Origin of the sequence: Brachybacterium rhamnosum (genome assembly GCF_039526185.1) — a bacterium.
Classification (GTDB): Bacteria; Actinomycetota; Actinomycetes; order Actinomycetales; family Dermabacteraceae; genus Brachybacterium; species Brachybacterium rhamnosum.
This window is the reverse complement of record NZ_BAAAIS010000002.1, coordinates 189,856-213,772: the sequence shown is the minus strand read 5'-3', so window position 1 is coordinate 213,772 and position 23,917 is coordinate 189,856. Positions and strand designations below refer to the sequence as shown.

Sequence of the window (23,917 nt, the reverse complement as noted above, 5' to 3'; positions counted from 1 at the left end):
GTGGCGATCGTGCGGGATCATGCGCCGACCTCCCGCACGCCCACGAGCTGTGCGTGCGCCGTCTCGAGCATCCGGCGGCGCGTCGCATCCAGCACGACGACCAGCCCGTCCGGCACGCCGCTGGAGACGGCGAGCTCGACGGCGAGATCCAGCTGCTCCTCGGCGAGAGCCTCGGCGCGCGCGCGGGCCCCGCAGTCCTCGAGCAGTCGGCGCGCCTCCTGCAGGGAGCTCTCGTCCGCATCGGGGTCCCCGATGAGGGGGAGGAGCAGTGGCCAGGTGTCCGTCGACTCCGCATGGGCGATCAGACCCGTGCGCGCCCCGTCCCGGAGGTCGGAGAGCGCGCTCTTGCCGGTGCGGGACTCGTCACCGAAGATGCCGACGAGGTCGTCGAGCAGCTGGAAGCCGATGCCGAGCGGGCGGCCGACGGCGGCGAGCGCCTCGTCGACCTGCTCGTCGGCTCCGGCGAGCACGGCTCCGGCGCGCAGCGGCAGCTCGGTCGTGTAGGCGGAGGTCTTGAGGGCGGCGACCCGCAAGGAGGCGGTGACCGGGGTGGGCGAGGGCCCGCCGGCAGGCGCGACGGCCGTCGGCGCGACGTCGGCGAGCTCGCCCGCGGCGCTCGCGTGCACCGCGCTCTCCAGGAGATCGACGAGACGGTCGACCGTCGTCGCGGGAGCGCCGCAGCGCAGGACGGCCGTGAGCGCGGTGATCAGCCCGAGGTCCCCGGCGAGCGTCCCTCCGGCGTCGCCGTAGCGTCGGGCGCCGCGCAGGGGAGCGCCCTCGGCGAGAGCGGCGGTCGTCAGCGCGGCGTGCGCCGTGGGGGCCCCGCGGCGGACGGGATCGGCGTCGATGACGTCGTCCTGGAGGACGAAGGCGGCGTGGAGGATCTCGATCGCGGCGGCGACGCGGAGGGCGGGGCCGTCGGGATCGCCGCCGAGGGCTCGGCAGGTGTCCAGCAGGAGCTGCGGGCGGAGCCGGCCGCCGCCGCTGCACGCGTGGGACAGAGCAGCCATGAGCTCGACGTGCTCGTGGTCGGATCCGGGGGCGGCGCGCCGGGCCGTGGCGGTGAGGGTCTCGGCGATGGTGGCGTCGAGAGAGGGTCGCTGCGACTGCGCGTCCGTGCTCATCGATCGGTCCTGGAGGCGGAGAGGTGCGCCCCGAGCAGCGGGACCTGGGCGGCGCACCAGGGGCTGAGAGTCCAGGGCGCGGTCCGCACGAGCTGGTGGAGCTCGCCCGGGGTGACCCAGCGCAGGTCCATCACCTCCTCGGGGCGGGGGTCGGGTGCGGTCGCACAGCGTGCCACGGCGACCGGGCAGAACTCGTTCTCGACGATGCCGGAGGCATCGGTGGCGACGTAGTGGAAGTCGGGGAGGGCCGTCCTCGGCGAGTGCAGCGCCATGCCGAGCTCGTCCTCGGCCCGTCGGGCGATGGCGTCGGGGAGCGACTCTCCGAGACGGGGATGGCCGCAGAGGGAGTTCGTCCACACGCCCGGCCAGGTGCGCTTGTCCAGGGCCCGTCGCGTCAGCAGCACCCGGCCGTCCTCGCGGATCACGTAGCAGGAGAAGCCGAGGTGGCGCGGGGTGCTGGTCGAGTGCACCTCCGCGCGGAGGGCGAGCTCCCCGGTGGGGCGCCCGTCCGCATCGACCAGGACGACGTGGTCCTGGGTTGAGGTGACGGTCATGGGCTCTCCTGTCCCCTCGGCGCCGACCGCGGTCCGGCGGAGCGTCACCGTGTCCTCGGGTGGCCGGCGTGCGGCGCTCTGTCCCGTCGCACTCGGCAGCGTTGTCGACATACCAATTTTGATAGCCTGGCTATGTAACCAAAGCGTAGCATCGAGAACCATGGATGCGCACACGACCGCCGGTGACCCCCAGCGCCGCGGCTACTGGTACGACGAGGAGGAGGACGACTCGGCGATCACGATGCTAGCCGCGGTCCGCCGCCTCCGCCAGGCCGATCACGACCTGCGCCGACGCATCAGCGCAGGCATGGACATGAACACCACGGACCTCGAGGCGCTGCGCCACGTGATCGCCCACGAGGCCGCCGAGGACCCGCTCACCCTGCTGCGCCTCGCACGGCTCCTCGGGATCTCCGGGGCCTCCACCAGCAAGCTGCTGGACCGGCTCACCCGCTCCGGGCACCTTCGCCGCACCCCTCATCCCACCGACCGCCGCGCCCTCGTCGTGCTCGCGACGGACCATGCCCACGAGGAGGTCCGCGACCGCCTCGCCGTGATGCACGAGCGCATGCTCGAGGCGGCGCAGCAGGTTCCCCCGGACTCCCGTCGCGCGGTCGCGGAGTTCCTCGACGCCCTCACCGAGCAGATCGACGAGCAGTCCGTCCCCGAGCCCCTGACCCCGGCGCCGCGCGGCCGGCGCTGACCTGCTGACCGCGCGCCCGCGTCACGCCGCCGGTCACCGGCGGCGCGGACGCCGCGAGGGCGGCCCGCCGTGCAGGACCGCCCTCGTGCTCGCCCGGCCACGGTGGTGGCCGGTGCGTCAGCTGATCAGTCCTTCTTCACGCCCTTGAGGGCACCGGTCACGGTGTCCTTGGCGTCCTGGACCTTGTCCTTCAGCCCGGCCTTGGACTGGTCGACCTGCCCCTCGGTCTCCAGCTCCCTGTCGCCGGTGAGCTTGCCGACGCCCTCCTTGGCCTGGCCGCCCAGCTTCTCGGTCGCGTTGTCGAACTTGTCCTCGGTGCTCATACGTGCCTCCTCGACGTGGTCCACCGCCGGGTCCGGCGATGCTGCGAGTGTAGACACGCGAGGACGGGACGTGCAGTGATCATGTCGCACTGCGACCGGGCGGTCCGACGAGGCCTCGCCGTCCACGCTCTCACAGGTGCTCCGGTGCCCACGCTCACGTCCGGGCGTCGAGGGGAAGGGATGCTCGCCACGTCCGGGGGTCATCCCCGTGGTCGAGCGTCCGGGAGCGGGCGTACATTCTCGGAGGCACCCGCGCCGGGCGCCCCCAGCACGTCCCCCGGAGGTCCCCATGGCCGAAGCCGCCCCGTCCGTCGCCGAGTCCGGGCAGGCGGAGCGCGACCCGCGCCTGGACCGTCCCTGGCCCGCCCTGTGGTCGATCGTCCTGGGGTTCTTCATGATCCTCGTGGACACCACGATCGTTACCGTCGCGATCCCGCGCATGCAGGAGGACCTCGACACCGAGCTCTCGAGCCTGCTGTGGGTCACGAGCGCCTACCTGCTCGCCTACGCCGTGCCGCTGCTCATCACCGGCCGTCTCGGCGACCGGCTCGGCATGAAGACCATGTACATGGCCGGCCTCGCCGTCTTCACCCTCTCGAGCCTGTGGTGCGGCCTCGCCGGCAGCGTCGAGATGCTCATCCTCGCCCGCGTGGTGCAGGGCCTCGGCGCCGGCATGATGACCCCGCAGACGATGTCCATGATCACCCGCATGTTCGCCCCCAAGGACCGCCCCCAGGCGATGGCGCTGTGGGGCGCCACCGCGGGCGTCGCGACCCTCGTCGGCCCGCTCGCGGGAGGCCTGCTCGTCGACGGCCCCGGCTGGGAGTGGATCTTCTTCGTCAACGTGCCCGTCGGGATCATCGGCCTGCTGCTCGCCGCCCGCAACGTGCCCCGCTTCTCCCGCCGCGCCCACTCCTTCGACTGGCTCGGCGTGGTGCTCTCCGCCGCGGGCCTGTTCATGCTGGTCTTCGGGATCCAGGAGGGGGACACCTACGACTGGGGCACCATCACCGACTCGCTCGTCATCGCGGGCGTCGACACCCACCTGCCGATCTCCGTGCCCGGGCTGATCATCGCGGGCGCCGTCGTCATGGTCGCCTTCGTCGTGTGGCAGGCCGTGAACCGCCGCGAGCCGCTCGTGCCGCTGCGCCTGTTCCGCGACCGCAACTTCTCCGTCGCCAACATCGCGATCGCGATGATGGGCGCGACCGTGCTCACCCTGTCCATCCCGATCACCCTGTACTTCCAGCAGGTGCTCGGCATGGACCCGACGCAGGCCGCGCTCATGACCGTGCCGATGGCGCTCGTCTCCGGCGCGCTCGCCCCGTTCGTGGGCCGCTGGATGAACCGCGTGAACCCGCGCTGGCTCGCCGTGGGCGGCTTCGCCTCGCTCGCCGCGGGCCTCGGCTGGCTCGCCCTGATCATGGAGCCGGACACCGCGATCTGGCTGCTCCTGCTGCCCTTCGTGCTCGTGGGCCTCGGCAACGCCCTCATCTGGGGCCCGCTGTCGATGACCGCGACCCGCAACCTGCCGCCGTCGCTCGCGGGCGCCGGCTCCGGCGTCTACAACGAGACCCGGCAGATCGGCTCCGTGCTGGGCTCCGCCGCGATCGCGACCCTCATGAGCACCCGTATCGCGGACCGCATCGGCGAGGTCACCGGCGGCGCCGGCGGCCAGGGCGGCGCGGGGGCCACGGCCGAGGGCGCGCAGACGGGCTCCCTGCCCGAGTTCCTCCATGCCCCCTTCGCGCAGGCGATGGCGGACTCCCTGCTGCTGCCCGTGCTGCTCTCCCTCGTGGGCGTCGTCGCCGCGCTGTGCATCGGCAGGCCCGTCGAGACCGGGGCCTGGGAGCAGGATGAGTAGGGCCGCTCCCTGAGCCCCGTCCCCCACCGGCCGCGCCCCTGAGGCGGCGCCGCACAGGGGATGCACAGGTGGGGCAGGCGGGACCCCTACCCGGCGTCCCTACCGTCGTCACCATGACGACATCGCTCCGACGCACCACGCCCGCCTTCCTGTCCACACCGTCCCGGCGAGGATTCCTCTCGCTCGGCGGGGCGGCCGGAGTGGTGCTCACGGCCGTGGCCTGCACCCGGTCCTCGGCCGAGGACACGGCACTGGACGGCGACGTCGTCACCGGCGCCGTCGACGGAGATTTCTGGGACATGTCGACCGTCCACACGATGAGCGTCGCCCTGGACGAGGACGCCTACGACGAGATGATCGCTGCCTACCAGGACGACCAGACGAAGAACTGGATCGAGGCGGACGTCGAGATCGACGGCAGCGTGTTCGAGAAGGCGGGCATCAAGCTCAAGGGCAACTCCAGCCTCCGCAGCCTCGCGGGTGGCGGCGCGGGAGGGGGCGGGATGGGCGGCGGTGCCCCGGGCGGGGGCGGCGACCAGGCGTCCGACGGGGGCGGTGACCAGGCCTCCGACGGGGGAGGCGACGGCATGGGCGCGGCCGGGGGCGACACCGAGGGTGACGGCACGATCTCCGCCGACGATCCGACCGGTCTGCCGTGGGTGATCCGACTGGACAAGTACACCGATGGCCAGAGCTTCTCGGGCCGCACCGAGTTCGTGGTGCGCGGCAGCAACACGGAGACCTCGTTGAACGAGGCCGTCGCCCTGGACGTGCTCTCCGAGGCCGGCGTCCCCGCGGAGAAGTACGCCTTCACCCGGTTCAGCGTGAACGGCGCCGACGCGAAGCTCCGCCTGGTGCTCGACCTCCCGGACGACGACCTCTGGAACGCCGACGCCTTCGACTCCACCGGGGCGACCTTCAAGGCGGACTCGGGCGGCGACTACACCTACCGCGGGGACACGGAGGAGGACTACACCGACGTCTTCGATGCGAAGTTCGTGGGCGACGATTTGACCGACGAGGAGTCCTTCGCCGCGCTGGGCAGCTTCCTGCAGTTCATCAACGAGTCCGAGGACGACGAGTTCGCCTCGGACCTGGGCAGCCGCCTGGACGTGGACGGCTTCGCGACGTACCTCGCGGTCCAGGAGCTCGTGCAGAACTCCGACGACATCGACGGCCCCGGCAACAACTCCTACCTGCACTACGACCCCTCCGCCGAGAGGTGGGAGGTCGTGGCCTGGGACCAGAACCTGTCCTTCGGCGGGATGGGCGGCGGTGGAGGCCGGGGCGGTGGAGGCCAGGGCGGCGGGGGCCAGGGCGGCGGGGGCGACATGGCGAGCGATGCCGGCGGCGACGAGGCGACCGGCGGCATGCCGGGCGGGGTCCCGGACGGCGCGCAGGCCCCCGGCCGGGACGGCGACACGGACGCACAGGGCGGCGGCGGTGGCGGTGGCATGGGCGGGAGCAACATCCTCTCCGAGCGGTTCCTCGCGGAATCCACGTTCGCCGATCTCTACGAGGAGACCCTCGCCTCGGTCGAGGAGGCCGTCTACACCTCGGGAACCGCGAGCGACCGACTGGAGACGCTGATCGCTCTGCTGAAGGCCGAGGCGAGCGACCTCGTGGACTCCGCCGACGTCGACTCCGACGGCGAGGCCATCAGCGCCGTGATCGAGAGCTGACCCGTCCCGCCCGGCGCGTGCGGGGCTCCTCCTCGCCGCCGGGTCCCGGCGACGGGCGAGGAGTCGAGGGCGAGGGCGCTCAGCCACGCCGGGTGCTGGCGCACGGGCTTCTGGGCGCTCTGCACCAGCTGTTGCAGACGGGGAGGGCGCTGGTGCCCAACGCGGTCGCCGCCCTGCTGCACACGCCGCTCCGCGCGGTGTTCGCGGCGGTCCTCGCCTCGCTCGGTCGCACGGCGCTCACGGACGACGTCTCCGCGACCCTCGTGATCATGGGGGGCGGCATGGCCTTCTCCGTGCCGCCGCAGCTCGTGGGGGGAGAGGACTCGCTCGTGCTGGACGACGCCGGGATGACCACTCCCGTCCTCCTCTCGCGCCGCGAGAACGACGGTCACGAAAAGGTCTCGACGCCTCCTGGACCTGTCCTTGGCACGATCGTTGCAGTGAAGTGGAGGCCATCTCGGGGACCGACGGCGCGCCCCTCCCTCCCACAGTGAAAGGGGTCTCCCGGTGAGCCGTTCCATGTCCTCCGCACTGCGCGTCCTGCACATCTCGCCCGCCCGCCCGGCGCTGCGGCGACCGGCTCTCGGCGCCCTCGCGATGCTCCCGCACACGGTGCATTACTGCGGAATGGACCTCCCGGACCTCCGCCGCGCCCCGGAGTGCGACGTCGCCGTCTTCGACGCGACCGCGGACCTCACCTGGGCGCCGCACATGGCGATGCGGCTCGAGTCGTCGGGGCTCGCGCTGCCGATGGTGCTCGTGATGGCGGAATCCGGGCTTGCGGCCGCGAACCGGGACTGGGGCGCCGCGGACTACCTGCTGCCCTCCGCCGGGGCCGCGGAGGTCGACGCCCGGCTGCGGCTCGCGCTCCGCAACGTCCCCGCGGAGGAGCCGACACCTGCGCTTCTCTCCGCGGGTGGCCTGCTGATCGACGAGTCGAGCTTCACCGCCTCCGTGCACGGCATGCCCCTCGAGCTGACGTTCAAGGAGTTCGAGCTGCTGAAGTACCTCGTCGCGCACCCGGGCCGGGTGTTCACCCGTGCCCAGCTGCTGCAGGAGGTGTGGGGCTACGACTACTTCGGCGGCACCCGCACCGTGGACGTGCACGTGCGCCGGCTGCGGGCGAAGCTCGGTGAGAGCCTCGACTCCGCGATCCACACGGTGCGCAACGTCGGCTACCGCTTCGACGTCGTGGAGCCCGCGCTGCAGACCGCCTGAGGCGGCTCAGCCCCGGCAGCGGGCGTGGCCGATCGCGGCGACCGCCGCGCAGATCAGCCCGGCCACGAGCAGCCCCGCCCCGGCGTGCACGCGCAGCAGGGCGGCACCCACGGCCGCTCCCGCGAGCATGAGCAGCACGGCGAGCAGGCGCCGCGGCCACAGCGCGCCGCTGCCGCCGGCGAGCGGGGAGTCCATGGCGAGGCCCGTGATCGTCGAGGTGATGACCACGGTCGTCACGTCCTTGACCCCGATCGCGCGGGCCGTCGCGGCCTGCGCACCCATCGCGAGGCCCAGCGCGCCGGTGATCACCAGCAGCGCCGGCTCCGGCGCCCCGTCCCACAGCAGCAGCACCGCGCCGATGGCGACGACGAGCCCGGCGACCCCGCCGAGCAGGGCGGTCGTCACCGCGCTCCAGGCGCCCGTGCGGCCGCCGAGCGCGCGCCCCGCGAGCACCGCCCCGAGCACGAAGCCGCCGAGCGCGATCAGCGGCCCCGCCACGGGGAGGTCGTCCGCCCCGGTGAGGGCCATCCCGAGGATCACCACGTTGCCGGTCATGTTCGCGGTGAACACCCGGTCCAGGCCCAGGTAGCCGATCGCGTCGACGATCCCGGTGGTGAAGGTGAGCGCGAGCATGAGGCGCAGGAGGGCGGGCCCCGTGTCCCGGGCGGGGGAGACGGCGGCGGCGGTGGAGGTCTCGGTCATGCCCCGGACGCTATCGACCTCGCGAAACCCGGGCGGCACGGGCGTGTAACAAGCACGTAAAAGCACGTCCCTAGGGTGAGCGTCGACCCGAGGAGGACCCATGCGGACACCCATCCTGCGCCCCGGCGAGGACCTGCCGGACGGCATCGCCTATCTCCCCGCGGAGGAGACCACGAGCCTGTGGGGCCGGTTGCCCTGCGCCGCGGACTCCCCGGTGCTGCGCCTGCGCAGCGGGGACGAGGCGGTCCTGGACACGGTGAGCCACGAGGGCATCCTCGAGGACCAGGGCCGGGACCCGCGCCGCTTCTTCGCCGCGCACGGCGTCGACGTCGAGCAGGTGCTCCCGGATGCGGTCGCGATCGCCGCCGGGCACCCGGACCGCGACCCCGGCCGCGACGGCCCGCACGTGGTCACCGGGCCGATCCACGTGGACGGCGCCCTCCCCGGCGACCTGCTGCGGATCACCGTGGTGGACCATGCGCTGCGCGTCCCCTACGGCGTGGTCTCCAACCGCCACGGACGCGGCGCGCTGCCGGGGGAGTACCCGCGAGGCGCGGGTGCGGTGAGCGTCTTCGCCGGGGTCGAGGAGGGGGCCGACGGCGCCCTGCTCGGCACCATGGCCCCGCGCGAGGGGGCCGAGCGCACGATCCGCTTCCCGCTGCGCCCCTTCCTCGGGATCATGGGCGTCGCCGTCGCGGAGGTGGAGCGGCCGCACTCGGTGCCGCCCGGACGCCACGGCGGCAACATCGACATCAACCTGCTCACCGCCGGCTCCTCCCTCTACCTGCCGGTGCAGGTCGAGGGTGCCCTCGCCTACGTGGGCGACCCGCACTTCGCGCAGGGGGACGGGGAGGTCGCGCTGACGGCGATGGAGGCGAGCCTGCGCAGCCGCCTGCGCTTCGAGGTCATCGCCCGGGAGGACGCGATCGAGCGGTTCGGGGAGCTCGCCGGGCCGCTCGCCGAGACCTCCCGGTACCTGGTGCCCACCGGCATGGACGAGGACCTCGACGTGGCCGTCCAGGAGTGCGTGCGGGCGGCGATCGCCCTGCTCGGGGCCCGCTGGGGGCTCGATCCCGAGCACGCCTACGCCTATCTCAGCGCCGCCACGGACTTCGACATCTCGCAGGTGGTGGACGTGGTCAAGGGCGTCCACGCCCGCATCCGGATCGAGGACCTCGCGGGAGTGGGCCGATGAGCGCCGACGGCGGCTCGGGACCGGTCGCCGCGGAGGCCCGGCCGGTGCCCCACGGCCCGGATGTCCCCGGGCTCATGGACGCCTTCTGGGCCTACGAGACGGCCCTCATGGCCGACGACCTCCCGACCCTCGACGCGCTCTTCGCCCCCGGCCCGGACACCCTCCGCGGCGACGCGGCGGGTCTGCTCGTGGGGCACGAGGCGATCAGCTCCTTCCGCGGCGGGCGCGGCGGCGCCCCGGCCCGGCGCATCGTCCGCGTCGAGGTGCGCGCGCTCGGCGAGCGGCACGCCGTCGTCGTCGCGATCACGGAGCTGCTGCGCGGGGGCCGCGGCCAGCAGACCCAGGTGTGGGAGCGCAGCGAGGGCGGCTGGAAGGTCGCCGTCGCGCACGTGGCGGTCGCGGCGCCGGCGCTGGACCGTCGGATCTGGCGGGTGGTGGGCACCCCGCTCGTTCCGGCCACCACGGAGGGCGGCCCGCTCACGGGGGAGACCGTCGCGGTCAAGGACCTGTTCGCCGTCGCCGGCCAGCGGATCGGCGCCGGGAACCCCGCCCGGCTCGCGGAGGCCTCCCCGGAGCCCCGCCACGCCGCCGCGGTCGAGGCGCTGCTGGGCGCGGGCGCCGCCGTCACCGGGATCGCCGCGACCGACGAGCTCGCCTACAGCCTCGCCGGCACCAGCACGCACTACGGCACCCCGCCGAACCCCCGCGCCCCGCACCGCATCAGCGGCGGCTCGTCCTCCGGCTCCGCGAGCGCCGTCTCCCTCGGGCACGCGAGCCTGGGCCTCGGCACGGACACGGGCGGCTCGATCCGCGTCCCCGCCGCCTACCAGGGGCTGTGGGGGATCCGCACCACCCACGGCGCCGTCCCCCGCGACGGGCTGCTGCCGCTCGCGCCGAGCTTCGACACCGTGGGCCTGCTCGCGCGCACCCCCGGGCCGCTCGCCCGTGCCGCCGACGTGCTGCTGCACGACGTCGACGGCGCCGCGGCCGGGACGGGGAGGGCCGGAATGCTCGCCGGCGCCGCCCTGCGCACCGTGCCCGGTCTCGTGGAGCTCGCCGACGGCGACGTCGCCGAGGCGATCGACGCGGCACTGCGCCGCTGGGCCGGGAGCCGGCGCATGGAGCGCGCCGCCGCGATCGACGAGGCGGCCCACACCGCATGGCTGGGCGCCTTCCGGACGATCCAGGCGCGCGAGGCGTGGCAGGCGCACGGCGACTGGGTCCGCGTCCATGAGGGCGATCTCGGCCCGGACGTCGCCGCCCGCTTCCGCACCGCCCGCACCGTCACCGCGGAGCAGGAGCGCCGTGCCCGCGAGGTGCGCGCCGTCGCCGCGGAGGAGGTGCGCGGGCGGCTCGGCGGCGGCGTGCTCGTGGTGCCGGCGGCCTCCTCGGTGGCGCCGCTGCTGCGGGACTCCGCGGCCGGCGGCCCCCTCATCGAGGCCCAGCGCGAGCGGACCCTGCGCCTGACCTGCCTCGCGGGCCTCGCCGGCCTGCCCGCCGTCACCGTCCCGCTGCGCACCGCCGCGGGCCTGCCCACCGGTGTCACCCTGGTGGGGCCCGCCGGCTCCGACGTGGAGCTGATCCACCTCGCCGCCGCCCTCGAGGAGACCCCATGAGCCCGAGCAGCCTCACCCTCGCGCAGTTCAACACGGCGCCCGCCGCGGACCTCGAGGATCCGCTGCGCGCCTGCGCCCCGATCGACCGCTGGACCGGGGCGATCCTCGCCGGGCGCCCCTACGCGGACGTCGAGCAGCTGCGGGGCACGGCCTCCGCGCTCGCCGGGGAGTGGACCGCCGCGGAGGTCCGCGGCGCGCTCGCGCACCATCCGCGGATCGGGGAGCGGGCGCAGGGGCTCGCGGCGGTGGAGGCCGCGCACTCGCGCGCCGAGCAGGCCGGGGTCGAGGACCCCGGCGCCTGGGTCGCCGCGAACGCCCGCTACGAGGGGCGCTTCGGCACCGTGTTCCTCATCCGCGCCGCGGGCCGCTCGCAGGCGGAGATGCTCGCGGAGCTCGAGCGGCGCCTGGCGCTCGACGAGGAGCAGGAGCGGAGCGAGCGCGCGGAGCAGCTGCGGCAGATCGCCCTGCTGCGCCTCGAGGCCCTCGTCCCCGCCTGAGCGGCGGGGCTGGAACGGTCATTCCGCCCGCGTCCCGCGGCCGGGACCGGCGCGTCACGCCTGCGCAGGGCAATCTTCGCGGGACGGAACCGTGGACGAAACACGCGTGAAACGTCTGTTTCGTTGACTGGGGCGGAACACCGGCACCACCGCAGAACGGAACCCCGATGAGCATCCCTGCGATCACCCCGCCCCAGCGGCTCCTGATGGGGCCCGGCCCGATCAGCGCGGACCCCCGCGTCCTGCGGGCGATGTCCGCCGGCCTCGTGGGCCAGTTCGATCCCGCGATGACCACCTGGATGACGCAGACCATGGAGCTGTACCGCGAGGTGCTGCGCACCCGCAACGAGGCGACCCTCCTCGTCGACGGCACCTCCCGGGCCGGTATCGAGGCCGCCCTGGTCTCCCTGCTCGAGCCCGGCGACCGGGTGCTCGTGCCGATCATGGGCCGCTTCGGGCACCTCCTCGTGGAGATCGCCGAGCGCTGCGGGGCAGAGGTCCACACGATCGGGACCGACTGGGGCACCGTGTTCACCCCCGAGCAGATCGAGGAGGCCGTCGGCCGCGTCCGTCCCCGGCTCGTGGCCCTCGTGCAGGGCGACACCTCCACCACCATGAACCAGCCGCTCGAGGGCCTCGGCGAGATCTGCGCCCGCCACGACGCGCTGCTGTACGTCGACGTCACCGCGTCCCTGGGCGGCAACACCTTCGCGATGGACGAGTGGGGCGTGGACGCCGCCACCGCGGGCCTGCAGAAGTGCCTCGCGGGCCCGTCGGGCAGCGCCCCCCTCTCACTCTCCCCGCGCGCCCGTGAGGTCGTGCTCTCGCGCCGCCACGTCGAGGCCGGCATCGCGGACGGCACCCCCGGCCGGGGCACGCGCATCCGCTCGAACTACTTCGACCTCGCGATGATCCTCGACTACTGGGGCGAGGCGAGGCTGAACCACCACACCGAGGCCACGAGCATGCTCTACGCGGCCCACGAATGCGCCCGGCTGCTCGTCGAGGAGGGCATGGACGCCGCCGTCGCCCGGCACCACCTGCACGGGCGGGCCATGGCCGCGGGCGCGCAGGGGCTGGGGCTGCGGCTGTTCGGCGACCAGGAGCACCGGATGAACAACGTCCTCGCCGTGCACATCCCCGAGGGGGTCGACGGCGACGCCGCCCGCACCGCACTGCTCGAGGACTACGGCATCGAGATCGGCACGAGCTTCGGCCCCCTGCACGGGAAGGTCTGGCGCATCGGGACCATGGGCTACAACGCCCGGAAGGACGCGGTGCTGCTCACCCTCGCCGCGCTCGAGCAGGTGCTGCGCGCCGGCGGCGTGCCGGTCACCGGCGGCGGGGGCGTGGGCGCCGCGCAGGAGGTCTACGCGGACGCGGCCGGCGCCGCGACGGAGGCCGCCCGATGACCCGCCTCGCCCCCTCCGCCGAGGCGCTCGAGGCGGCCCGCCGGATCATGGCGGACTGCGACCGGATCGCCGCGATCTCCGCCCGCGAGGACGGCATCGAGCGCACGTACCTCACCCCCGAGCACGCCCGCCACGACGCGCTCGCCGCCGAGCTCGTCACCACGGCGGGCATGCGCACCTGGCAGGACGCCGCCGGCAACCGGCGGGGCCGGCTCGAGGGGAGCCGCCCCGGGCTGCCCGCCCTGCTGCTCGCCTCCCACCTCGACACGGTGCCCGACGCCGGCCGCTACGACGGCATCCTCGGCGTGCTGCTCGCCGTGGAGGCCGTCTCCCGGCTCCGCGACAGCGCCCACGAGCTGCCCTTCGCCCTCGAGGTCGCCGCCTTCGCGGACGAGGAGGGCACCCGCTTCGGGGCGACGCTCCTGGGGTCCCGCGCGCTCGCCGGGACCTGGGAACCGGGATGGCTCGCCCTGGCCGACGCCGAGGGCACCACGATGGAGCAGGCCTTCTGGGACTTCGGCCTCGACCCCGGGCGGGTGGGCGAGGCGGCCCTGCGCCCCGAGGACCTCGCCGGGTATCTCGAGGTGCACATCGAGCAGGGCCCGTACCTCGAGCAGGCGGATCGGGCGCTCGGCGTGGTCACGTCGATCGCGGGCGCCCGCCGCTTCGCCCTCACCGTCACCGGCGAGGCCCGCCACGCGGGCGGCACCCCCTACGAGCGTCGCCGCGACGCGCTGATCGGGGCGAGCCGGGCGGTGCTCGACATCGAGCAGATCGCCCGTGAGCACGGGGCGATCGCGACGGTGGGCCGCCTGGAGACCTTCCCCGGCGGCGTCAACGTCGTCCCCGGCCGCGTGGAGATGTCCCTGGACCTGAGGGCGGAGACCGATGCGCTGCGCGACGAGGTCCTCGACCTCGTCCTCGAGCGGATCCGCGGCTTCTGCGCGGGGCGCCGCCTCGAGCTCACGGTCGAGCAGATCCATGCGGCGCCCGCCGTGCGCTGCGCCCCGCGGCTCATGGACGCGGTGCGCACGGGGATCCGGGCGACCGGGGACCCGGAGCCGCCGGAGCTGTTCTCGCGCGCCGGGCACGACGCGATGGCCCTCGCCGCGATCACCGACGTGGGCATGCTGTTCGTGCGCTGCGCCGACGGCATCAGCCACCACCCCGACGAGTCCGTCACGACGGAGGACGTCGCCCTCGCGCTCGAGGCGCTCGAGGCGGCGGTGCTCGAGGTCGCGCGGTCCGGGACCGGCGCACCCGAGGGAGGGGACCGGCGATGAGCGCCGGGACCGGGACCCCCGTCCACACCGGGCCCCGGATCGACGCCCGCATCGACGCGCGCTACGGCGAGCTCACGCCGCAGGAGAGGCGGATCTCCGACTTCCTCCTCGAGCACCTGGGCGACCTCGCCGTGTTCAGCGCCGCGGACATCAGCCGCGAGACCGGCGTCTCCAAGGCCACCGTGAGCCGCCTGTTCCGCAAGCTCGACTTCGCGGACTTCCGCGAGGTCAAGGAGCACACACGGGCCATGCGGCAGTCGGGCACCCCGCTCGCCGCGCCGTCCCGCACGGGCGCCGGGGGACTGCGCCCGGGCATCGAGGGCCACGTCCGCACGGAGCGGCTGAACCACGACCGGCTGCTCACCGTGCTCGGCGGGGGAGCGCTCGGGACGGGCACGGAGCTGCTCGCCGGCGCCCGCCGGGTGCTCGTCGTGGGCCTGCGCAACAGCTACCCCGTCGCCCTGCACCTGCACCAGCAGCTGATCCAGGCGCGGGACGGGGTGCGCCTCGCGCCGCAGCCCGGGCAGGCGGTGGGGGAGGAGATCGCCGGGATCGGGGAGGAGGACGTCGTCGTGCTCATCGGGTTCCGCCGTCGGCCGGCCGTGTTCCCGGCCCTCGCCGCGGCGATCGAGCGCTCGCCGGCGCGCTGCCTGCTCATCGGCGACGGCACCGCCCGGCCCTACGCTGTCGGAGCGGACTGCTGGATCGAGTGCCCGATCGACTCCGACGGCGCCTTCGACAGCTACTCGACGGCCATGTCCCTCGTCGCGCTGCTCGCCGACGGCATGCTCAACCTCCTGGGGAGCGACGGCGCGCGCCGCATCCGCGGGATCACCGCCGCCTACGACGAGCTCGGGGAGCTCGAGCAGCGCTGAGGGGCCCGCCGAGGACGGGTGGGGGAACCGCGACGGGCGGGGAGGGCGTCGACCCTCCCCGCCCGTCGTCCCTCGGGCGCCGACCGCTCAGCGCAGGTCGGGGTTCTCCTCGTAGACCTCCTCGAGCAGCGAGGTGTCGAAGTAGTCCTCGAGGGTGAGGTCGAATCCGGCGGTGACGAGCGCGTCGACGTTCTTCTGCATGAGGTCCTGGGACATGGTCAGCAGCCCGTTCGCATCGGTCTCGTCGGTGCTGACGAGGTCCACCTGGGCCTTCGCCTGGCGCGTCTCCTTCTCCATGTCCAGGCCCAGGTCCTTGCCGAAGTCCTCGACGGCGAGCCGCGCGCCCTCCTCGGGGTCCTCGACGGCGTCGGACCAGCCGCGGATCAGGGCGACCAGCACGGCCTTGAGCTCCTCCCGCTTCGTCTCGATGCTCTCCTGGGTCACGACGAGGCTCTCGGCCATGAACGGCAGCCCGTTGTCCGCGAGCGGCAGGTTCACGACGTCCTTCCCGTCCAGCTCGAGGGTGATCGCCTCATTGGTGAGGTAGCCGAAGAAGCCGTCGACCTCGCCGTTGACGAGGGGCTGCGGGTCGTACTGCACAGGCACGATCTCGAGGGCAGAGGCCTCGATGCCGTTCGCGGCGAGGAAGCCCTCGAAGAGCGTCTCGTTGACGCCGGCCTGCACGCCGATCCGCTTCCCGGCGAGGTCCGCGGGGGTCGTGATCGGGGTCGCGTCGCCGAGCGAGATGATCGTGAAGGGGTTCTTCTGGTAGGTGGTGCCGATGATCTTCAGCGGCGCCTCGTCGTCCTTGATCAGCGGGGCGACGCCGAGCGGGGAGGACGTGCCGATGAGGGCGGAGCCGGAGAGCACCATCGTCTCGGTGGAGGTGCCGCTGGGGCCGCCGGCGATGAGGTTCACCGAGGAGAACCCGGCCTTCTCGAAGTACCCGCGGTCCACCGCGAGGTACTCGCCGGCGAACTCGGCGTTCTTGATCCACGAGAGGTTCAGGTCCAGGGAGCCGTAGTCCCCGGAGCCGCCGTCGGAGGCGCCGGAGGCGGCGTCCGAGGAGCCGCCGCAGGCGGCGAGGGCGAGCGCTCCGATCGACGCGGCGGCGGCGCCGAGGGCGGTGCGCCGGGAGGGGCGAGGGACAGGGGCGGGAGTGGTCTCCATGAGGATCGCCTTCTTCGCGTGGGTGGGCCGCGGGGCCGCGGGCGGGTGTGGGGCCCGAGGTTAGGGATCGTGTGTTTCAAGAGGGGCCGCGGCCTGTTTCGCCGCGGTTACATCTGCAGGGGGAGCCCCTGAAACACACGTTTTACACGGGGGAAACCGTGGTGCCGCACCCGCTTCCTAGCGTGGGAGGACCGGACGCGGACCGGGCCCGCAGGGCCCGCGCCCCGTCGCCGCCGTCGGATCCAGGAGGTCGTCATCAGCCACGTCACCACCCACGTGCTGGACTCCGGCACCGGACGGCCCGCCGCCGGCGTGGCCGTCTCGCTGCGGGGCCCGGACGGCGGCGAGATCGCCTCCGCCGCGACCGACGCCGACGGCCGGATCGGGGACCTGGGCCCCGACCGCCTCCCCGCGGGCACCGCCTCCCTCCGCTTCGACACCGGCGCCTACTTCGCCGCCCGCGGCCAGGAGACCTTCTACCCGGAGGTCGTGGTCGCCTTCCGCATCGACGAGGAGCAGGGGCACCTGCACGTACCGCTGCTCCTGAGCCCCTTCGCCTATTCCACCTACCGAGGTAGCTGAGATGACCGAGACCACCGCCCCCGCCACGACCACCGCCCCCGCCGCGACCGGCATCTCCCTGGGCGCCAACCAGTACGGGAAGGCCGGTGTGCGCCTGGTCCACGTGGACCGCTCCACGCCGCGCCACGTCCTCACCGATCTCACCGTGACCTCGATGCTCCGCGGCGACTTCGAGGACTGCTACCGCACCGGGGACAACGCCCGCGTGATCGCGACGGACACCCAGAAGAACACCGTCTACGCCTTCGCCAAGAAGCACGGCGTGGCCGGGCCCGAGCAGTTCCTGGGCCTGCTCGCGGACCACTTCATGGGCCAGGGCAGCTGGCTCACCGGCGGCCGCTGGGAGGCGGAGGCGCACGGCTGGGAGCGCATCGAGGTGGACGGCGCCGGGCACGACCACGCCTTCGTCCGCACGGGCCCCGAGGTGCGCACCGCGGCGGTGACCGTCCAGGACGGCGAGCGGCACGTGGTGGGCGGGATCAAGGACCTCGTGGTGCTGAAGTCCACCGGCAGCGAGTTCCACGGCTTCCCGCGCGACGCCTACACGACCCTCCCGGAGACCACGGACCGCATCCTCGCCACCGAGGTCACGGCCCGCTGGCGCTTCCGGGACCCGGAGGCGGACCCCGACGCGACCTTCGCGGCGGTGCGCGCCCTGCTGCTCGAGACCTTCGCGGCCACCCACTCGCTGTCCCTCCAGCAGAGCCTCTTCGCGATCGGCGAGGCCGTGCTCGGCGCCCGCCCGGAGCTCGCCGAGATCCGCATGGTCATGCCCAACAAGCACCACTACCTCGTGGACCTCTCCCCGTTCGAGCTCGGCAACGACAACGAGGTGTTCGTCGCCGGCGACCGCCCCTACGGCCTCATGCAGGCGGCGGTGGTCCGTGACGGGGAGCCCGAGGCGCCTGCCGCCTGGGAGTGGCTCGGCGGGTTCTGCTGAGGGCCCCGGCGATGCCCGACCGCGCGCTCCCGGGCCCCGCGGCGCCCCCGGCCCTCCCGCGCACGATCCGCACGGTCCGCGCGGCGGAGGTGCTGCTCGAGGGGGAGCTCGTCCCCGCCGTGCTGCACCTCGACGGCGGGCGGATCCGCCGCATCGAGCGTCTCGACGGCGCCGACGCGACCGTCGCGACCGGCGGGGCCGTCGGCCCGTCGGCCCCGCCCGGCGAGGAGCTGCGCGTCCCCGACGGGGTCCGGGTGCTCCCCGGGAACGTCGACACCCACGTGCACATCAACGAGCCCGGCCGCACCGAGTGGGAGGGCTTCGCGACCGCCACGACCGCCGCGGCCCTCGGCGGTGTGACCACCCTCGTGGACATGCCGCTGAACAGCGTCCCGCCCACGGTGGACCTGCCCGCGCTGCGCGTGAAGCAGGCCGCTGCCCGGGACGCGCTGCGCGTGGACCTGGGCTTCTGGGGAGGCATCGTCCCCGGGAACACCGGCGCTCTCGAGGGCCTGTGGGACGCCGGGGTGCGGGGCTTCAAGTGCTTCCTGCTGCCCTCAGGCGTGGACGAGTTCCCGCCCGTGGACGCGCGGCAGCTGCGGGAGGCCATGCGTGAGGTCGCCCGCTTCGACGGGCTGGTCATCGTGCACGCGGAGGACGCCCGCACGATCGCGCAGGCCCCCGCCGTCCCCTCCGCCTCCTACGCCGACTTCGTGGCCTCCCGTCCCGACGCCGCGGAGGTCACCGCGATCGCCGGTCTGATCGAGGCGATCCGGGAGACGGGCGCCCGCACGCACCTGCTGCACCTCTCGAGCGCCCGCGCGCTGGACCTCATCGCCTCCGCCCGCACGGAGGGCCTGCCGCTCACGGTGGAGACCTGCCCGCACTACCTGTGCTTCGACGCGGCGACCATCCCGGACGCCGCCCCGGAGTACAAGTGCTGCCCGCCGATCCGCGACAGCGGCAACCGCGACGCCCTCTGGCAGGGTCTGCAGGAGGGCCTCATCGACACGGTCGTCACCGACCACTCGCCCTCCACCGCGGAGGAGAAGCGCCGCGGCGCCCCGGACCTCCAACAGGCCTGGGGAGGGATCTCCGGCCTGCAGGCCGGCTTCACCGCGGTCGCCGCGCACGCGCAGGAGCGGGGCGTGGGCATCGCGCAGGTGAGCCGCTGGATGGCGACCGCCACCGCGGACCTCGTGGGCCTGCCCGCGAAGGGCCGGATCGCCGAGGGCGCTGACGCCGACCTCGTGCTCCACGACCCGCGCAGCGCGCGCACGCTGCGCGCCGCCGAGCTCGCCCACCGCAACCCGATCTCCGCCTACGACGGCATGGCCCTGCACGGCGAGGTCACGACCACGATCCTGCGCGGCGACGTGATCGCGCAGGGCGGGCGGGTCGCCGTCCCGCAGGGGCGCTTCCTCACCGGGCGGGGCGGGGCCGCGGCATGAGCGCCGGACCGGGCCTCGCCGCCGCGGGGGAGGAGTGGCTCGCCGCCGGCCGCCCCTTCGCGCTCGCGACCCTGATCGCCGCCGAGGGCTCCGCCCCGCGGCCCGTGGGCACCTCGATGCTCGTCGCCGAGGGCGGGATCGTGCGCGGCTCCCTCTCCGGGGGCTGCGTCGAGGCGGACGTCGTCGGGACGGCGCTCGAGGTGATCGCGGAGGGACGGCCGCACCGCCGTCGCTACGGCTACTCCGACCACACCGCCTGGGAGGTGGGCCTCATGTGCGGCGGCAGCATCGAGGTGCTCGTCCAGCCCGTCCGCGACCGGGCCGAGGCCGCGGGGCTCGCCGCCCTGCTCGACGAGGCTCCCGCGGCCGTGCTGTGGCGCACCGACGCCCCCGGGCGGAGGGCGGCCCTCCCGCTGCCCGCCGCGGACGACCCCGTCGCCTGGCGCGCCCCGCTCGCCGCGCTGCTCGCGGAGGAGCCGGGCACGGGGAGCGGGGGAGCGTCCGGGGCCGACGGGATTCCCCTGCGCCGGCTCGCCGCCCGGGTCGCCGAGGGCGTCGCCGCCGGACGCACCGGTCTGCTCGGGGGCGACGAGCTCTGCGCGACGGGGCTGCCCGAGCTGTTCCTCTCCGTGCACCGTCCCGCCCCGCGGCTGGTCGTCGCGGGCACCACCGACCACGCCGCGGCGCTCGTCGAGCAGGGGCGGCTGCTGGGCTACGACACGACCGTCTGCGACCCCCGCGCCACCTTCCTCACCCCCGAGCGCTTCCCCGCCGCGCACCGCATCGAGGTGCAGTGGCCCCACCGCTACCTCGCCGCGGAGCACGCCGCCGGCCGCCTGGACCACCGGAGCGTGGTCTGCAGCCTCGGCCACGACCCGAAGATCGACGACCCGCTGCTCGCGCTCTCCCTCACGCTGCCCCTCGCCTACGTGGGCGCCATGGGCTCCCGCCGCACCCACGCGGAGCGGATGCGGCGCCTCGCCGAGCGGGGCACGACCCCCGCCGACCTCGACCGCCTGCACTCGCCGATCGGCCTCGACCTCGGCGGCTCGACCCCCGCGGAGTTCGCGCTCTCCGTCATGGCGGAGGTGGTCGCCGTGCGCGGCGGCCGCGCCGCCCCGCAGCCCCTCCGCTCCACGACCGGCCCGCTCCACGGGAGGATCCCCGCATGACCAGCCACCCCGTCGTCCCCGACCCGGCCGTCGTGGACGGCGCACCCGCCCCGACCCCGCCCCGCCCCGGGCAGTGCCTGCGCACCTACCTGCGGGACCTGGGCCGGCTCGGGGTGAAGAAGGGCTGCGACGGCGGGGACTGCGGCGCGTGCACCGTGCACCTGGACGGCCGCCCCGTGCACAGCTGCGTCGTCCCCGCCGTGCGCGCCGCGGGCCGCGAGGTCACGACGATCAACGGCCTCGCGGCGACCGCCGCCGATTTTCGGGCGACGTCCGGGACCGAGGCGCCCGTCGAGCACCCGGTGCAGACGGCGTTCCGCTGTGCGCAGGGCTTCCAGTGCGGGTTCTGCACCTCCGGCATGATCATGACCGCCGCCGCGCTCACCGAGGGCGACCGGGCGGACCTCCCCCGCTCGCTCAAGGGCAACCTCTGCCGCTGCACGGGCTACGGCTCGATCCGCGAGGCCCTCGCAGGCGTCACCCGGGTCGAGGAGGGCGCCGCGGCCGGCGGCAGCCTGGGCGCCCCCGCCGCCCGCCGGGTCGTCACCGGCACCGAGCCCTACACGCTCGACGTCGAACCCGGCTCCCTCCCCGGGCTGCTGCACATGAAGCTCCTGCGCTCCCCGCACGCCCACGCCCGGATCCGCTCGATCGACACCACCGCCGCGCTCGCCGTGCCCGGGGTGCACACGGTGCTCACCCACGAGGATGCGCCGCGCACCCTCTTCTCGACCGGGCAGCACGAGCACCTCGCCGACGATCCCCTGGACACGCGGATCCTCGACGACACCGTCCGCTTCGTCGGACAGCGCGTCGCCGCGGTGCTCGCGGACTCGGTCGCCGCCGCGGAGGCGGGCGTGCGCGCCCTCGTCGTGGACTACGCGCCGCTGCCCGCGGTGACCGACCCCGAGCTGGCCCGCACCGGCCCCGCCCTCCACGGGGAGAAGGGGGAGGGCTCCGGCATCGCCGACCCCGCCACGAACCTCGTCGCGGAGCTGCACTCGCGGGTGGGCGACCTCGAGGAGGGCCTCGCCCGCGCCGCCGTCGTCACCGACCGCGTGTACCGCACCCAGCGGGTCCAGCACGTGAGCCTCGAGACGCACGCCGCGATCGCCTCCCTCGACGAGGACGGCACGCTCGTGGTGCGCAGCAGCACCCAGGTGCCCTATCTCGCCAAGCGCACCCTGCAGCGGCTGCTGGACCTGCCCGAGGAGCGGGTGCGGGTGATCGCCCCGCGCGTGGGCGGCGGGTTCGGCGGCAAGCAGGAGGTGTTCACCGAGGACCTCGTCGCCCTCGCGACCCTGCGCACGGGACGTCCTGTGCAGCTCGAGCACACGCGCAGCGAGCAGTTCACCTCGACCTCGGTGCGCCACCCCATGCGGATCCGGGTGCGGGCCGGCGCGGACGCCGACGGCCGCCTCACGGCCCTGCACCTGAGCCTGCTCTCGGACACGGGCGCCTACGGCAACCACGGCCCCGGCACGATGTACCACGGCACGGGGGAGTGCCTGGCCGTCTACCGCTGCCCCGCGAAGGCGGTGGACGCCGAGGTGGTCTACACGAACACGGTGCCCTCGGGCGCGTTCCGCGGCTACGGCCTCAGCCAGACGGCCTTCGCGGTGGAGTCCGCGATGGACGAGCTCGCCCGCGCCCTGGACCTCGACCCGATCGCGTTCCGGCGCCTCAACGTGATCCGTGAGGGGGACCCGATGATCTCGACCTCCCCGGTCCCCGCGGCGGACGTCGAGTACGGCAGCTACGGCCTGGACCAGTGCCTGGACCTCGTCGAGGAGGCGCTCGCCTCTCCTGTCGACAGAGCCGGCACGGCCGACGGGGGCGCGGACGGGCCGGGCCCGGAGTGGGCCTGCGGCACCGGGGTGGCGCTGTCGATGCTGGACACGGTGCCCCCGCGCGGGCACTTCTCCCACAGCCGGGTCCTGCTCGACCGCGACGGCACCCTCGAGGTGCGCGTGGGCACGGCCGAGTTCGGCAACGGCACCACGACGGTGCACGTGCAGCTCGCGGCCGCCGCGCTCGGCTGCGCGCCGGAGCGGATCCGGATCCGGCAGTCGGACACGGCTCTCGTCGGCCACGACACCGGCGCCTACGGCTCCGCCGGCACGGTCGTGGCGGGGAAGGCGACGCTGCACGCGGCGCAGGCCCTGCTGCGCGTGCTCGCCGCCGAGGCGGACGCCGTGCTCGCCGGCGAGGGCGCGACGGGCGGGACCGCGGGCCCGGAGCCCGTGGAAGGCGGCGCGGCGGGCCCGGACCCCGCGACGGGCGACTGGGCGGGGGAGACCGCGGGGCTGCGCGATCGACCGAGCGGCCGGTTCGTCACCTGGGCGGAGCTCGCCGCCTCCGCGGGCGCCGCGGGCCGCACGCTCGAGGCGGAGGCGCACTGGGACGGCTCGCCCCGCTCGGTCGCCTTCAACGTGCACGGCGTGCGCGTCGCGGTGCACCGGGCCACCGGCGAGCTGCGGATCCTGCGCAGCGTGCAGGCGGCGGACGCCGGCTTCGTCGTCAACCCCCTGCAGTGCCGCGGCCAGGTGCAGGGCGGGGCCGCGCAGGCGCTCGGGGCGGCGCTGTACGAGGAGGTCGTCGTCGACGACGCCGGCCGTGTGCGCACCGACATCCTGCGGCAGTACCACGTGCCCACCCTCGCGGACGTCCCGCCCACCGAGGTGCTCTTCGCGAGCACGAGCGACCGCCTGGGACCGCTCGGCGCGAAGTCCATGAGCGAGAGCCCGTACACGGCCGTCGCGCCCGCCCTCGCCAACGCGGTGCGGGACGCGATCGGCGTGCGCATGACGACGCTGCCGCTGGGCCGCGACCGCCTCTACCTCGCCATGCGCGAGGCGGGGGTGCTCAGCCCGCGTTGAGGCCGGTGCCGCGGGCGTTGTAGACCGTGGCGCCGCCGCGGGAGACGAGGTCGCGGTACTCGCGGAACACCGCGATCGCCTCGTCGCGCAGCACGTCCACCTCGACCCCGATGCCGCGCTCGCGGAAGCGGCCCGCCCAGTCCTCGGGCATGGGGCCCTCGTCGAAGCCCGTGAGCTCCTCGACCTCCGGGCCCTCGCCCGCGATCACCAGGCGCCGCACGCCGGACCACATCGTCGCGCCGTAGCACATGACGCACGGGCGCCAGTTGACCCACAGCTCGAGCGCGGGGGAGCCCTCCGCCCCCAGGTCCCAGCCGCCCCGCCGCTCCTGCGCGAGGGACAGGGTCGTGACCTCGGCGTGCATCGAGGAGAGCCCCGAGTCGAGCACCCGGTTCACCCCGGCGGCGACGATCTCCCCGCTCGCGGGGTCCCGCACGAGCGCGGAGAACGGCCCGCCGCCGCCCTCGTGCATGTTCCGCGAGGCGAGGCGGTTCAGCAGGCGCATGAGCGTCACCCGCGCCTCCGGTCCGTCGCCGGCGGGCGCCGCACCGAGCGCGGCGACCTCCTCCTCGACCCAGTCGGGGATCTGCACGCCGAAGGAGGCGGCGCGCGCGGTCCGGCGCTGCGGGTCCTGATGATCCTGTCGTTCCACGGCTCTGCCTCCCGGCGTTCTCG

The 23,917-nt window shown here is 74.6% G+C and carries 22 protein-coding genes; 16 read left to right on the top strand and 6 right to left on the bottom strand.

The features are described from left to right. Window positions 1–17: 17 nt before the first annotated feature. Together ABD080_RS02850 and idi are read right to left on the bottom strand one after the other, a co-directional pair. Window positions 18–1,124: a polyprenyl synthetase family protein gene (locus ABD080_RS02850; RefSeq protein WP_137769052.1), complete on the bottom strand. Its 1,107-nt coding sequence runs from the start codon at window positions 1,122–1,124 to the stop codon at window positions 18–20. Further along, on the bottom strand, window positions 1,121–1,678 hold the full coding sequence (gene idi, locus ABD080_RS02845; protein WP_137769051.1) for an isopentenyl-diphosphate Delta-isomerase: 558 nt from the start codon (window positions 1,676–1,678) through the stop codon (window positions 1,121–1,123). Before idi ends, ABD080_RS02850 begins: the two co-directional genes overlap by 4 nt. 160 nt (window positions 1,679–1,838) lie before the next feature. On the opposite strand from idi, the gene ABD080_RS02840 reads away from it, so the two are divergent. Further along, window positions 1,839–2,381: a MarR family winged helix-turn-helix transcriptional regulator gene (locus ABD080_RS02840; protein WP_137769050.1), complete on the top strand. Its 543-nt coding sequence runs from the start codon at window positions 1,839–1,841 to the stop codon at window positions 2,379–2,381. Window positions 2,382–2,506: 125 nt separating this feature from the next. Here the strand turns inward: ABD080_RS02840 and ABD080_RS02835 are convergent, their stop codons facing one another. After that, entirely contained in the window at window positions 2,507–2,704 is a 198-nt protein-coding gene (locus ABD080_RS02835; RefSeq protein WP_137769049.1) for a CsbD family protein, read from the bottom strand. A gap of 289 nt (window positions 2,705–2,993) precedes the next feature. On the opposite strand from ABD080_RS02835, the gene ABD080_RS02830 reads away from it, so the two are divergent. From ABD080_RS02830 to ABD080_RS02815, 4 genes are all read left to right on the top strand, one after another. Beyond that, window positions 2,994–4,568 (top strand): DHA2 family efflux MFS transporter permease subunit, encoded by a 1,575-nt coding sequence (locus tag ABD080_RS02830; RefSeq protein ID WP_137769048.1) that lies wholly within the window; start codon window positions 2,994–2,996, stop codon window positions 4,566–4,568. 113 nt (window positions 4,569–4,681) lie between these two features. Beyond that, window positions 4,682–6,250, top strand: a complete 1,569-nt coding sequence (locus ABD080_RS02825) for a CotH kinase family protein (RefSeq protein ID WP_343903581.1) — start codon at window positions 4,682–4,684, stop codon at window positions 6,248–6,250. 152 nt (window positions 6,251–6,402) lie between these two features. Beyond that, window positions 6,403–6,744, top strand: a complete 342-nt coding sequence (locus ABD080_RS02820; RefSeq protein ID WP_137769046.1) for a hypothetical protein — start codon at window positions 6,403–6,405, stop codon at window positions 6,742–6,744. A gap of 13 nt (window positions 6,745–6,757) precedes the next feature. After that, window positions 6,758–7,468 carry a winged helix-turn-helix domain-containing protein gene (locus tag ABD080_RS02815; protein ID WP_305038364.1) on the top strand — a complete coding sequence of 237 codons (711 nt, stop codon included), beginning with the start codon at window positions 6,758–6,760 and terminating at the stop codon, window positions 7,466–7,468. 6 nt (window positions 7,469–7,474) lie between these two features. Here ABD080_RS02815 and ABD080_RS02810 read toward each other — a convergent pair whose 3' ends face one another. Further along, complete coding sequence (locus tag ABD080_RS02810; RefSeq protein WP_137769045.1) at window positions 7,475–8,170, bottom strand: DUF1275 family protein; 696 nt, start codon at window positions 8,168–8,170, stop codon at window positions 7,475–7,477. A 100-nt stretch (window positions 8,171–8,270) separates the two neighbouring features. On the opposite strand from ABD080_RS02810, the gene ABD080_RS02805 reads away from it, so the two are divergent. The 6 genes from ABD080_RS02805 (at window position 8,271) to ABD080_RS02780 (ending at window position 15,048) form a co-directional block, all read left to right on the top strand. Next, window positions 8,271–9,365, top strand: a complete 1,095-nt coding sequence (locus ABD080_RS02805; RefSeq protein WP_343903580.1) for an acetamidase/formamidase family protein — start codon at window positions 8,271–8,273, stop codon at window positions 9,363–9,365. After that, window positions 9,362–10,981: an AtzH-like domain-containing protein gene (locus tag ABD080_RS02800; RefSeq protein ID WP_343903579.1), complete on the top strand. Its 1,620-nt coding sequence runs from the start codon at window positions 9,362–9,364 to the stop codon at window positions 10,979–10,981. The genes ABD080_RS02805 and ABD080_RS02800 overlap by 4 nt, the downstream gene beginning before the upstream one ends. Continuing rightward, window positions 10,978–11,478, top strand: a complete 501-nt coding sequence (locus ABD080_RS02795) for a 2-oxo-4-hydroxy-4-carboxy-5-ureidoimidazoline decarboxylase (protein ID WP_137769042.1) — start codon at window positions 10,978–10,980, stop codon at window positions 11,476–11,478. Before ABD080_RS02800 ends, ABD080_RS02795 begins: the two co-directional genes overlap by 4 nt. Before the next feature lie 167 nt (window positions 11,479–11,645). Next, window positions 11,646–12,890 carry a pyridoxal-phosphate-dependent aminotransferase family protein gene (locus ABD080_RS02790; RefSeq protein ID WP_343903578.1) on the top strand — a complete coding sequence of 415 codons (1,245 nt, stop codon included), beginning with the start codon at window positions 11,646–11,648 and terminating at the stop codon, window positions 12,888–12,890. Continuing rightward, window positions 12,887–14,173: an allantoate amidohydrolase gene (locus tag ABD080_RS02785; protein WP_343903577.1), complete on the top strand. Its 1,287-nt coding sequence runs from the start codon at window positions 12,887–12,889 to the stop codon at window positions 14,171–14,173. The genes ABD080_RS02790 and ABD080_RS02785 overlap by 4 nt, the downstream gene beginning before the upstream one ends. Further along, the gene (locus ABD080_RS02780; protein ID WP_343903576.1) at window positions 14,170–15,048 is read left to right on the top strand and encodes a MurR/RpiR family transcriptional regulator; all 879 of its coding nucleotides are present in this window, start codon (window positions 14,170–14,172) and stop codon (window positions 15,046–15,048) included. Before ABD080_RS02785 ends, ABD080_RS02780 begins: the two co-directional genes overlap by 4 nt. An 87-nt stretch (window positions 15,049–15,135) precedes the next feature. Here the strand turns inward: ABD080_RS02780 and ABD080_RS02775 are convergent, their stop codons facing one another. Continuing rightward, entirely contained in the window at window positions 15,136–16,218 is a 1,083-nt protein-coding gene (locus tag ABD080_RS02775) for an ABC transporter substrate-binding protein (RefSeq protein WP_343903575.1), read from the bottom strand. A gap of 255 nt (window positions 16,219–16,473) precedes the next feature. Here ABD080_RS02775 and uraH point away from each other — a divergent pair, with 255 nt between their 5' ends. From uraH to ABD080_RS02750, 5 genes are read left to right on the top strand one after another with little or no spacing between them, the layout of a single operon-like run. Further along, window positions 16,474–16,800, top strand: a complete 327-nt coding sequence (uraH, locus tag ABD080_RS02770) for a hydroxyisourate hydrolase (RefSeq protein WP_137769038.1) — start codon at window positions 16,474–16,476, stop codon at window positions 16,798–16,800. 1 nt (window position 16,801) lies between these two features. Next, window positions 16,802–17,740 (top strand): factor-independent urate hydroxylase, encoded by a 939-nt coding sequence (gene pucL / locus ABD080_RS02765; protein WP_343903574.1) that lies wholly within the window; start codon window positions 16,802–16,804, stop codon window positions 17,738–17,740. 11 nt (window positions 17,741–17,751) lie between these two features. Next, the gene (gene allB, locus ABD080_RS02760; RefSeq protein WP_343903573.1) at window positions 17,752–19,191 is read left to right on the top strand and encodes an allantoinase AllB; all 1,440 of its coding nucleotides are present in this window, start codon (window positions 17,752–17,754) and stop codon (window positions 19,189–19,191) included. Next, window positions 19,188–20,363, top strand: a complete 1,176-nt coding sequence (locus ABD080_RS02755; RefSeq protein WP_343903572.1) for an XdhC family protein — start codon at window positions 19,188–19,190, stop codon at window positions 20,361–20,363. Before allB ends, ABD080_RS02755 begins: the two co-directional genes overlap by 4 nt. After that, on the top strand, window positions 20,360–23,242 hold the full coding sequence (locus ABD080_RS02750; protein ID WP_343903571.1) for a molybdopterin-dependent oxidoreductase: 2,883 nt from the start codon (window positions 20,360–20,362) through the stop codon (window positions 23,240–23,242). The genes ABD080_RS02755 and ABD080_RS02750 overlap by 4 nt, the downstream gene beginning before the upstream one ends. On the opposite strand, the gene ABD080_RS02745 is transcribed toward ABD080_RS02750, so the two are convergent. Then, complete coding sequence (locus ABD080_RS02745) at window positions 23,229–23,894, bottom strand: nucleoside deaminase (RefSeq protein ID WP_264451719.1); 666 nt, start codon at window positions 23,892–23,894, stop codon at window positions 23,229–23,231. The genes ABD080_RS02750 and ABD080_RS02745 overlap by 14 nt on opposite strands. Window positions 23,895–23,917 lie beyond the last annotated feature (23 nt).

Coding starts and splice junctions, on each gene's coding strand:
- ABD080_RS02810 (WP_137769045.1), bottom strand. CDS start 8,170: ATGACCGAGACCTCCACCGCCGCCGCCGTCTCCCCCGCCCGGGACACG.
- ABD080_RS02785 (WP_343903577.1), top strand. CDS start 12,887: ATGACCCGCCTCGCCCCCTCCGCCGAGGCGCTCGAGGCGGCCCGCCGG.
- ABD080_RS02750 (WP_343903571.1), top strand. CDS start 20,360: ATGACCAGCCACCCCGTCGTCCCCGACCCGGCCGTCGTGGACGGCGCA.
- ABD080_RS02850 (WP_137769052.1), bottom strand. CDS start 1,124: ATGAGCACGGACGCGCAGTCGCAGCGACCCTCTCTCGACGCCACCATC.
- ABD080_RS02805 (WP_343903580.1), top strand. CDS start 8,271: ATGCGGACACCCATCCTGCGCCCCGGCGAGGACCTGCCGGACGGCATC.
- ABD080_RS02795 (WP_137769042.1), top strand. CDS start 10,978: ATGAGCCCGAGCAGCCTCACCCTCGCGCAGTTCAACACGGCGCCCGCC.
- ABD080_RS02775 (WP_343903575.1), bottom strand. CDS start 16,218: ATGGAGACCACTCCCGCCCCTGTCCCTCGCCCCTCCCGGCGCACCGCC.
- ABD080_RS02800 (WP_343903579.1), top strand. CDS start 9,362: ATGAGCGCCGACGGCGGCTCGGGACCGGTCGCCGCGGAGGCCCGGCCG.
- allB (WP_343903573.1), top strand. CDS start 17,752: ATGCCCGACCGCGCGCTCCCGGGCCCCGCGGCGCCCCCGGCCCTCCCG.
- ABD080_RS02825 (WP_343903581.1), top strand. CDS start 4,682: ATGACGACATCGCTCCGACGCACCACGCCCGCCTTCCTGTCCACACCG.
- idi (WP_137769051.1), bottom strand. CDS start 1,678: ATGACCGTCACCTCAACCCAGGACCACGTCGTCCTGGTCGATGCGGAC.
- ABD080_RS02790 (WP_343903578.1), top strand. CDS start 11,646: ATGAGCATCCCTGCGATCACCCCGCCCCAGCGGCTCCTGATGGGGCCC.
- ABD080_RS02835 (WP_137769049.1), bottom strand. CDS start 2,704: ATGAGCACCGAGGACAAGTTCGACAACGCGACCGAGAAGCTGGGCGGC.
- ABD080_RS02780 (WP_343903576.1), top strand. CDS start 14,170: ATGAGCGCCGGGACCGGGACCCCCGTCCACACCGGGCCCCGGATCGAC.
- ABD080_RS02840 (WP_137769050.1), top strand. CDS start 1,839: ATGGATGCGCACACGACCGCCGGTGACCCCCAGCGCCGCGGCTACTGG.
- pucL (WP_343903574.1), top strand. CDS start 16,802: ATGACCGAGACCACCGCCCCCGCCACGACCACCGCCCCCGCCGCGACC.
- ABD080_RS02830 (WP_137769048.1), top strand. CDS start 2,994: ATGGCCGAAGCCGCCCCGTCCGTCGCCGAGTCCGGGCAGGCGGAGCGC.
- ABD080_RS02755 (WP_343903572.1), top strand. CDS start 19,188: ATGAGCGCCGGACCGGGCCTCGCCGCCGCGGGGGAGGAGTGGCTCGCC.